Annotated in this window: 7 protein-coding genes; 5 read left to right on the top strand and 2 right to left on the bottom strand. The window is 45.0% G+C overall.

What is annotated here, in order from left to right:
• Positions 1-166: 166 nt before the first annotated feature.
• The 5 genes from pflA to NDI35_RS27950 all read left to right on the top strand — a co-directional run bounded on the left by pflA (position 167) and on the right by NDI35_RS27950 (position 5,723).
• Positions 167-907: a pyruvate formate-lyase-activating protein gene (gene pflA / locus NDI35_RS27970; protein ID WP_445315553.1), complete on the top strand. Its 741-nt coding sequence runs from the start codon at positions 167-169 to the stop codon at positions 905-907.
• A 124-nt stretch (positions 908-1,031) separates the two neighbouring features.
• On the top strand, positions 1,032-3,662 hold the full coding sequence (gene adhE / locus NDI35_RS27965) for a bifunctional acetaldehyde-CoA/alcohol dehydrogenase (RefSeq protein WP_445315552.1): 2,631 nt from the start codon (positions 1,032-1,034) through the stop codon (positions 3,660-3,662).
• Positions 3,663-3,889: 227 nt separating this feature from the next.
• Positions 3,890-4,183, top strand: coding sequence for an ATP-dependent Clp protease adapter ClpS (gene clpS / locus NDI35_RS27960; protein WP_445315551.1), 294 nt, complete (start codon positions 3,890-3,892; stop codon positions 4,181-4,183).
• A gap of 123 nt (positions 4,184-4,306) precedes the next feature.
• On the top strand, positions 4,307-4,618 hold the full coding sequence (locus NDI35_RS27955; protein WP_445315550.1) for a hypothetical protein: 312 nt from the start codon (positions 4,307-4,309) through the stop codon (positions 4,616-4,618).
• A gap of 199 nt (positions 4,619-4,817) precedes the next feature.
• Complete coding sequence (locus tag NDI35_RS27950; RefSeq protein WP_445315549.1) at positions 4,818-5,723, top strand: ATP-grasp domain-containing protein; 906 nt, start codon at positions 4,818-4,820, stop codon at positions 5,721-5,723.
• 31 nt (positions 5,724-5,754) lie between these two features.
• Here the strand turns inward: NDI35_RS27950 and NDI35_RS27945 are convergent, their stop codons facing one another.
• Positions 5,755-6,252, bottom strand: coding sequence for a cupredoxin domain-containing protein (locus tag NDI35_RS27945; protein WP_445315548.1), 498 nt, complete (start codon positions 6,250-6,252; stop codon positions 5,755-5,757).
• 47 nt (positions 6,253-6,299) lie between these two features.
• Positions 6,300-7,418, bottom strand: a complete 1,119-nt coding sequence (locus NDI35_RS27940) for a tocopherol cyclase family protein (RefSeq protein ID WP_445315547.1) — start codon at positions 7,416-7,418, stop codon at positions 6,300-6,302.
• Between the last annotated feature and the right edge of the window lie 82 nt (positions 7,419-7,500).

The following is a 7,500-nucleotide window of genomic DNA, read 5'->3' as shown; positions in this document are numbered from 1 at the left end:
TACTCAACAATATTCCCATTCATCTGGAGCGTTGGAGTTCCTTCCCTCACACTCCTGTGGATGCCTTTTATACTTGTAACTCCTCCTAGTTGTAAAAAACCTACACCTGTCAGGCCCTCCCGCTCATCCCTACTCTCAAAATCCCAACCAACAAACAGCAAATTAAATGTCTGGAATTGGTCGCATTCATTCAATCGAAACTTTTGGTACCGTAGACGGCCCCGGAATCCGGTTTATCGTCTTCACCCAAGGCTGTCCCTTACGCTGTCTTTACTGTCACAATCCCGACTGTCGCACTTCCCACGATGGTAAAGAAGTAACCGTCGATTATTTAATCGATCAAATTACAAAATGTAAATCCTACCTGCGGAAAGGAGGCGTTACAGTCAGCGGCGGCGAACCGTTGATGCAGCCGGATTTTGTCAAAGAAATATTTAGTCGCTGTCATCAAATAGGTTTGCATACAGCCCTAGACACATCAGGGTTCTGTCTTTTAGAAGTTGCTAAACCGGTTCTGGAAATGACCGATCTGGTTTTATTGGACATCAAATCCTACATTCCTGATCTGTATTACAAAGTCACCAACGTTTCGATCGAGCCTACTTTAGCAATGGCCAAATATCTCAGCGAAATTGGCAAACCGACGTGGATTCGCTTCGTTCTAGTTCCTCACCTCACAGATGACATCGAAAACGTAGAAAAATTAGCGGAGTTTATTGCCAATCTGAACAATGTGGAAAAATTAGAAGTATTACCCTTTCATAAAATGGGAGAATACAAATGGGAACAATTAAAACTGGATTACGAACTCAAGGATACACCTCCAGCTTCACCGGAACTCGTGCAACAAACTGTTGATATTTTTCGCAGTCGCGGCGTCAATGCGATCGGAGCTAGCGGTATATAATAATTAAAAGACCGCGTTCACAAGTCACCAACAATCTTGAAATTATCTGCGTTAATCTGCGGGTTCCCTACCAATCAAAGATTGAGGCAATAATTATCACAAAAAAAACATTAGGAAAAAACCCATGAAAGTTACCAATGTAGATGAATTAGAAGTCCTCATTCAAAAAGTGAAAGCAGCCCAAGCTGAATTTGCCACCTACACTCAAGAACAGGTCGATCGCATATTCAAGCAAGCAGCTTTAGCCGCTAATGCCGCCCGCATTCCCTTAGCCAAGGCCGCAGTCAAAGAATCGGGAATGGGAGTCATCGAAGATAAGGCAATCAAAAATCATTTTGCCTCGGAAATGATTTACAACAAATATAAAAACGACAAGACTTGCGGTATTATCGAGTCCGATCGGCATTTTGGCTACGAACGCATTGCCGAACCCGTGGGAGTGCTGGCGGGTATCGTTCCTGTAACTAACCCGACTTCCACCACCATCTTTAAGTCTTTAATCGTGCTCAAGACGAGAAATGGCATTATATTTTCGCCCCATCCCCGCGCAAAATCCTGCACGGCTGCGGCGGCAAAAATCATCCTCGATGCTGCTGTAGCGGCAGGAGCACCACCGGATATTATTGGGTGGATTGATGAGCCAACTGTGCCGCTTTCCCAAGCTTTGATGCAGCACCCCGATATCAAACTAATTTTGGCAACTGGCGGGCCGGGAATGGTAAAAGCGGCCTACTCTTCAGGGCATCCATCCCTCGGTGTCGGCGCGGGAAATACTCCCGCCATCATTGATGAAACCGCCCACATCCAAATGGCTGTCAGCTCAATTTTGCTCAGCAAAACTTTCGACAACGGCACGATTTGTGCTTCGGAACAATCGGTGGTTGTTGTGGATGAGGTGTACGATGCAGTGCAACTGGAATTTATCAAGCGCGGTGCTTATTTCCTGAATGCTGAAGAACGAGAAAAAGTGCGGCAAGTAATCTTAATTGATGGTCGATTGAATGCCGAAATTGTCGGACAATCGGTGCAAAAGGTGGCCCAGATTGCTGGTTTTACAGTGCCGTCAAACATCAGGGTTTTGATTGGAGAAGTGGATGCGGTTGGTAAAGAAGAACCCTTTGCTTGTGAAAAACTTTCGCCGATTCTCGCCATGTACCGCGCCAAGGACTTTACTGAAGCAGTAGAAAAAGCTGAAGCGCTGATAATTTTTGGCGGACACGGACATACTTCTGTACTCTACACCGCCCCCCACAATCAGGAACACATTCGTTATTTTGAAAGCAAACTAGAGACTTCGCGGGTGCTGATTAATACGCCTTCTTCTCAAGGTGCGATCGGCGATTTGTACAATTTCCGCCTCGATCCCTCCCTTACCCTCGGTTGCGGTAGCTGGGGCGATAATTCGATTTCTGTCAACGTGACACCCCATCACCTGCTGAATATCAAAACCGTAGCAGAACGGCGCGAGAATATGCTCTGGTTCCGCATTCCTCCCAAGATTTATTTTAAGTCGGGTTGTCTTCCTGTAGCTTTGAGGGATCTTGCAGGTAAGAAACGTGCTTTGATTGTGACGGATAAACCATTGTTTGAATTGGGATTGATTAAGGAAGTCACAGAGAGTTTGGAAGAAATCGGCATCGATCACTACACATTTTACGATGTGGAACCCGATCCTTCCCTTGCTACTGTTCGCAAAGGTTTAGAAATCTGCAATAGTTTCCATCCAGATGTGATTATTGCTTTTGGTGGTGGCTCGCCGATGGATGCTGCTAAAGTAATGTGGCTGATGTATGAGCATCCAGAAATTGAGTTTGAAGGATTGGCGATGCGGTTTATGGATATTCGCAAGCGGGTATACGAACTGCCGCCTTTGGGCTCAAAGGCAATTATGGTGGCAATTCCAACTACTTCGGGAACTGGTTCGGAAGTCACGCCTTTTGCGGTTGTTACCGATGAACGATCGGGGATTAAGTATCCGCTTGCAGATTATGCTCTGACTCCGAGTATGGCGATCGTCGATCCAGAACTTACGCTGAATATGCCCCGGAAACTGACTGCTTACGGCGGCATTGATGCGCTAACCCACGCTTTAGAAGCTTATGTTTCTGTGTTGGCTTCTGAGTATACAAATGGTTTGGCTTTAGAATCGATTCGTTTGCTGTTTAAATACCTGCCCAGCGCTTACAAAAATGGTGCTAACGATCCGAAAGCGCGGGAGAAAGTACATTATGCTGCTACGATCGCCGGGATGGCATTTGCCAACTCTTTTCTGGGGGTTTGTCACTCAATTGCTCACCAATTAGGTGCAACTTGCCATGTCCCTCACGGTTTAGCGAATGCGCTGATGATTTCCCATGTCATTCGCTACAATGCAACGGATGTTCCGTTCAAACAAGCGATTTTTTCTCAAAACAAGTATCCTAACAGCAAGTGGCGTTATGCTCGAATTGCAGACTATCTGAATTTGGGCGGCGATACAGAAGAGGAGAAAGTGGAGAAGTTGATCGCAGCGGTGGAAGATCTGAAGCGTCAGGTAGATATTCCTAGCACGATTCAGGAGGCGATCGCCAGTCAGGGAATGAGCGATGATTTCTTTTTTGCTCGCGTTGAGGAAATGGCCGATCGCGCTTTTGACGATCAGTGTACCGGAGCGAACCCCCGCTATCCGCTGATTGAAGATTTAAAGCAACTTCTGCTGCAAGCCTATTCTGACGGCGACACTTCCGATCTCAATCGAGTGTTAACTTTAGTTTAATCGGCGCGGTGCAATAGATTTCTCCCGAAAAGCCTGTCAATGGGGGGCAGGATACCTAACTCCTACTCCCCACAGTTTCTGGAGAAATCTAACGCAGGGCCCGGTGGTGAAAATAAACCCCGAAGCGGATCAAAATACCAAGTAGGGGTTAAAAAAATCTGAAATTGTGTTATAATGTTAGAGGTAACTATTTTACGAATTTTGTAGTTTTAGTGGCTGTTCGCGCGATGACCTCTTCACCAACCATAGCACCCGTTCGATCGAGTCAAGTTACCCGCAAACCTTATCCCAACTATCGGGTAATAGTCCTCAACGACGATTTCAACACATTCCAGCACGTTGTGGAATGTTTGACGAAATACATTCCAGGGATGACGAGCGATCGAGCTTGGAAACTCGCCAACCAAATCCACCACGAAGGCCAGGCCACCGTCTGGGTTGGCCCGCAAGAGCAAGCAGAACTTTATCATATGCAATTGGGCCGTGCGGGACTGACAATGGCTCCGCTAGAGTCAGCTTAACATTTTTTAACTGACAGTTACACTACTTACTTTGAAACTTGCCAAAATGGCAACATCACTTCATCCTCTTGATTTAGATTATGGGTAAACAAGCCTAATCTTTTACTCAAGTAGGATAATTTTATGAATCATCCTTTTGATCTAGATATTGCTGATCTCGAAGCAATTGATTTGGATTTTGAAGAGACGCTAATTGATGAAGAGTCCACCCGCATCGGAGGTGGATTAATAGCTACCACTCTAGCTATAGGTGAAGAAGGTGGTGGGATACAGTGTATCTCAGCTCCCTGTCCGGGAAGTGAAGGAGGAGGAGGATTTCCTCCCCAGCCTATTCCTATTGACCCTCCGCTAACCACTCTGGCTATAGGTGAAGAGGGTGGAGGATATTACACAAAAGCTTGGTTTGAAGGCGGTGGATGCCCTCTTGATTGGTAATCTCATTCGTGCCGACAATGGTAGAAATTCTGGCTAATTCCTGGACTATGCCGCTTGTTTATGTAATAAGACTTTCAAAGATTCAGCCTCATTCGAGTGTTTTTTTCAATATATAAAAAGTTGCAACACTCTCAAAACAAGTGATGCGACTTTTCATATTTGTACTTAATTTTAGCACATTTTTATTTTTAAACTTCCCATGAACATTTTAATTCTGGGTAATGATTCCGATGCTCATGCTGCTCATATAAAAAATGCTCTCACCCAAGCCGGTGCAGAAGTAGATTATTTAGATACCTATCTGTTTCCAAGACAGTTACGTCTGTCTTGGCAACCTGATACCTTGGTAGGGTGCTTGACGCTACCCGGAGGTCGCCAGTTGAATTTTCAAGATATTCACAGTGTATTTTGGCGCAATTTTTCCGGTGTTGGCGTTGCACCTTTAAAAGATGCAAATCAACAGCAAGTTGCATTGAACGATTCCATGAGTACAGTGCGATCGCTAATGCAAGCTTGTCCGGCTCGCTGGATTAATTCGTGGCAGGCCTACCAATTTCATAAAGAAAAACCCCTACAACTGAGTCTGGCAAAGCAAATAGGAGTGACAATTCCTGCAACTTTAATCAGTAACAATCCAGAGCAAGTTAGGGAATTTGTCCAATCTCAGAAAAAAGTAATTTTTAAGCCCGTTTATGGTGGCGCTCATACCAAGTTGGTAACAGAGGCACATTTAGAACCTAATCGGCTGGACTTGGCTTTGAGTATTTCTCCAATCACAATACAAGAGTATATTCCTGGGACAAACATTCGCAGTTATGTGATTGGTGAATCAGTTGATTCGGCGGAAATTCGCAGTCAAGCTTTGGACTTTCGGGAAGATATAGAGTCCGAGCTAATTCCAATAAATTTGCCCGCATCAGTTCACGAACAATGTTTAGCAATATTAAAGGCATTTATGCTCGATTGGACTGCTATTGATTGGCGTCTCAATCCAACCGGTGAGTATGTATTTTTAGAGGCAAATCCTAGTCCGATGTTCAGACATTTTGAGCGTCAGACTGGTTTTCCGATTACACAAAAATTAGTCAATCTCTTAATGTATTAACGCATTTAAGAGGCGATCGTAATTTTGCCAATCATCCCCGCCTCTGTTTGCCAATCATCCCCGCCTCTGTATGTCCGGCTACCGTACACCGCAGGTTGTAGGTTCCCGATTTCATCGGTACAAACACCCATTCTGCCATAGCGCCCGGTTTAAGTTCCAATTCGTGAATCGCTCCTTTAATTTCCACCTTACCCGCTTCAACTTTTTGAGTCCAACTCGCATCAGCAAAGTTTTTGGCAGTGAAATAATGTTTCTGCGAACTAGGGTTTTTTAACACTAATTTATAGCGCTTGCCCGATTCAAATTCTAGCAGATTGGGAAACAATTTGAGTTCCCCAGCTTCGTTACCTAAACTAACCGTAATTTCGGTGACTGGTTGGCGAGACAAATCACCGGCAGCACTAGCAATTTCCGTCGGCATCAAAATTGTACTCAAACATAAAATTAGTCCCAAAATCGCCTTGAGAGCTTGTTGTAACCGCTGGCAGCGGTAGAATTTGCCTAATTGCCAACTGAGTAAATTGATCATGGCTGTTCTGACTACTGTTAACTGACTGCTGATAAATGACTAATGATTTAATTCGATCGCCAAACTTCATCCCAAGGCCCGCCCCCAACTTCCAAACCCGATAAAGAACTTTGAGCCTCTAAGATAATTCTAGAACGCTGCTTGCCATTTTTTTCCATATTTCCCCCCAACAATTCTCGCAGTTGCAAGCGCAATTCGCCGTGCGTCGTATCCCGGCAGCAAAAAGCCATGCCTTTTTCTGTAGGAGTTCGCACATAAGTACCAGGACTGTTTGTAGTGCCAATCAACTCAACTTCAAATTGGCTGTTTCTAGCCTGCATTTTCCAGCTTCCCCAAGGTTGAATAGTCCAACTAACTTGGGAATTCCAAGGCACAAATTCGTAAAACTTGCCTCGGTAATGCAGACAAATCATTGCTACGGATTCCATCCACCACAGCACGCCCCGCTTGCCGCCGCCAGCAGTTAAAGCTAAGTCCTTTTCGCCTTGAAAACAATTGCAATTAACCCAAAACCACTTTTGCGGAAAAGCACCGCCCCAGTTTTTTTCGCTATAAGCAGGAGCATCTTTAAATTCGTAGCGTTCGCCGTTCCAATCGATCCAGCCCGTGGCTAAACCGTGAGCCATTAAAATTTGCCATCCAGGCTCAAATACGGGCAGAAAAGATAGCATTCCCGCCGTAGATTTCTGGATTTCTTCAGAGTTTCCCCAGCCATAAATAGGTTTAATTTTGTACTGCCAAAAACAGCGACTGCCACTACCCGGATCGTGCAGATAACCTTGATTTAAAGTAGCAGTAGCTTGATAGCCTTCTTCGACGCGGCTGTCGAATACTTGCGGCTCTAAATATTGGGGTTTAATTTGTAAATCAGTTTTGCCCCAATGTCCGAAACCCAAGCTTTCTCGCTGCGCCCAAAACTTATTTACATCGGGAAAGGTGCGACACAAATAGCTATCTTTCGGGCCGAGAATTTGAGCTGCACCGCCACTGTAAGGTTGACCGCCTCTGGGGTCTTCGATGGAATACATGAATGCAAAGGATTGTCCGTGAATCGGTAATGTTATTCGGTAGTACCAGCCTTCAAAAAAGCGGCGGGAACTGCCGTCCCAGTGGTAGCCACTGTGGGGAGTTTCAATAGTTTTGAGTTTTGAGAGTGAATTTGACATAAAATTAGCAATAGCATGACAGGGAATTCACGGATAACTGTTTCTTCCTTCTTCCTTCTTCCTTCTTCCTTCTTCCTTCATT

The organism is Microcoleus vaginatus FACHB-2002 (assembly GCF_040004035.1).
In the GTDB taxonomy this organism is placed as follows: Bacteria; Cyanobacteriota; Cyanobacteriia; order Cyanobacteriales; family Microcoleaceae; genus Microcoleus; species Microcoleus vaginatus_C.
The sequence above is the reverse complement of the archived record's forward strand: the minus strand, read 5'-3'. Positions and strand labels throughout refer to the sequence as shown.

Excerpts from the sequence above, each read along its gene's own strand:
- pflA (WP_445315553.1), top strand. The coding sequence starts at position 167 with ATGTCTGGAATTGGTCGCATTCATTCAATCGAAACTTTTGGTACCGTA.
- adhE (WP_445315552.1), top strand. The coding sequence starts at position 1,032 with ATGAAAGTTACCAATGTAGATGAATTAGAAGTCCTCATTCAAAAAGTG.
- clpS (WP_445315551.1), top strand. The coding sequence starts at position 3,890 with ATGACCTCTTCACCAACCATAGCACCCGTTCGATCGAGTCAAGTTACC.
- NDI35_RS27955 (WP_445315550.1), top strand. The coding sequence starts at position 4,307 with ATGAATCATCCTTTTGATCTAGATATTGCTGATCTCGAAGCAATTGAT.
- NDI35_RS27950 (WP_445315549.1), top strand. The coding sequence starts at position 4,818 with ATGAACATTTTAATTCTGGGTAATGATTCCGATGCTCATGCTGCTCAT.
- NDI35_RS27945 (WP_445315548.1), bottom strand. The coding sequence starts at position 6,252 with ATGATCAATTTACTCAGTTGGCAATTAGGCAAATTCTACCGCTGCCAG.
- NDI35_RS27940 (WP_445315547.1), bottom strand. The coding sequence starts at position 7,418 with ATGTCAAATTCACTCTCAAAACTCAAAACTATTGAAACTCCCCACAGT.